The sequence below is a fragment of the Actinotalea ferrariae genome, from assembly GCF_019733465.1.
GTDB lineage: Bacteria > Actinomycetota > Actinomycetes > Actinomycetales > Cellulomonadaceae > Actinotalea > Actinotalea ferrariae_A.
Window position 1 is genome coordinate 1 of the sequence record NZ_JACVQL010000362.1, and the last position, 1,498, is coordinate 1,498.

Consider the following 1,498-nt stretch of genomic DNA (forward strand, 5'->3'; position numbering starts at 1 on the left):
CGTCCCGGCGGTGCCACCGTCGAGAGACGAGCGGCGCGGGCCGTCACATGCGGCTCATGCCGCCCTCCGTACAGGTGAGACCTGGGAGGCCAGCATGAGCACGAGCACGTTCCGCAACCACCGCCTGGTGGTGGACGACCTGACCGACACCGCCCTCGCCGCGACGCTCCTCGCGGGCGGCGCCGTCGTCGCGCACGGCTTCGGCAACATCTACGCCCTCACGGCACGGGGCGACGCCGCCTCGGTCGCGCGCGTCAACGCGCTCAAGGGCCGGCCGGTCGACCAGGTCGGCAGCATCACGCTCCCGCCGGACCGCCTGCTGTCCGCGTTCGACGTCGACGCCCTGCCCGAGCCGCTCACGCCCGAGCTCGTCGGGCGCGTCGTCGACGCGTTCGCGCGCGTCGGGCCCATCGGGTTCCGCGGCCCGGCCGCGTCGCACGTCCCCGCGCACCTCGCGAGCACGGCCAACGGCGTCCTGACGACGCAGGTCATCGTGCCCGGCACGCGCTGCCCGTCCAACCGGTTCCTCACGCTCGCGGCCGCCGCCGTCTCGCCCGTGCCCCTGTTCATCACGTCCGCCAACCGATCCCGCCACGTCACGGGGGCCGCCGACGAACCGGCCCACTGGCGCGCCGACGCCCTGCGCGACGACCTCGCCGGGGCGCATGGGCTCGTGGTCCTCGAGCACGCGGACGAGCGCACCGCGCGGCACCGCTACCCGTACCACCAGCCCATGTCGACGACGATCCTGGGCCTGCACCACGTGAGCGTGGTGGACGGCGTCGTGCACCTCCCGGTCGAGCGCAACGGCTCGCTCGACGTCGCGCGCGTGCGGTGGGTCCTCGCCGGGCTGGGCCTCGGCGTGACGGTCGAGCCGTCGGCGCGCACGCGCCTCACGGCGCGCGAGTACGGCGCGGCGCCGGCGCTCTCGAGCTGAGCGTCCCGTCGTCGCCGGTCCCCCGGGCGGCGATACGGCGCCGGCTCAGCGCTCGGCGAGCGCGAGCCGGCCGGCGAGCACGGCGAACGACGCCGCGAACGTGCGCCGCACCCACAGCACGACCCGCGGCCGAGCGATGACGTGGGCCCGGACGCCCGCGGCGAAGACGCCGTAGGCGGCGAACACGACGAACGTCGCGACCATGAAGACGCCGCTCAGCTCGAGCATCCGCACGACCGGGCTGCCCTCGCCCGCACCGACGAACTGCGGCAGGAACGCGAAGAAGAAGATGGTCAGCTTCGGGTTGAGGATGTTGATCAGGACGCCCTGACCGATGACGCGGGCCGACGAGCGCGATCCGGTGGCCGCGTCGTCGTCGACCGCGAGCGCCCCGCGGTCGCGCCACGTGGTCCACGCCATCCACAGCAGATAGGCGACGCCGAGGTACTTGAGCGTCTGGAACGCGACCGCGCTCGTGTGGAGCAGCGCCGCCAGCCCGGTGATCGCGGCGAGCATGTGCGGCAGCGTCCCGAGCGTGCAGCCGACGGCGGCGACGACGCT

At 74.5% G+C, this 1,498-nt stretch carries 2 protein-coding genes; one reads left to right on the forward strand and one right to left on the reverse strand.

The window, feature by feature from the left end; translation table 11 throughout:
• Positions 1-94 precede the first annotated feature (94 nt).
• Entirely contained in the window at positions 95-937 is an 843-nt protein-coding gene (locus tag ICW40_RS19770) for a hypothetical protein (RefSeq protein ID WP_221655690.1), read from the forward strand.
• A 45-nt stretch (positions 938-982) separates the two neighbouring features.
• On the opposite strand, the gene ICW40_RS19775 is transcribed toward ICW40_RS19770, so the two are convergent.
• Positions 983-1,498: LysE family translocator (locus tag ICW40_RS19775; RefSeq protein WP_221655691.1), on the reverse strand; the 516-nt coding region annotated here is incomplete at its 5' end.

Excerpts from the sequence above, each read along its gene's own strand:
- ICW40_RS19770 (WP_221655690.1), top strand. The coding sequence starts at position 95 with ATGAGCACGAGCACGTTCCGCAACCACCGCCTGGTGGTGGACGACCTG.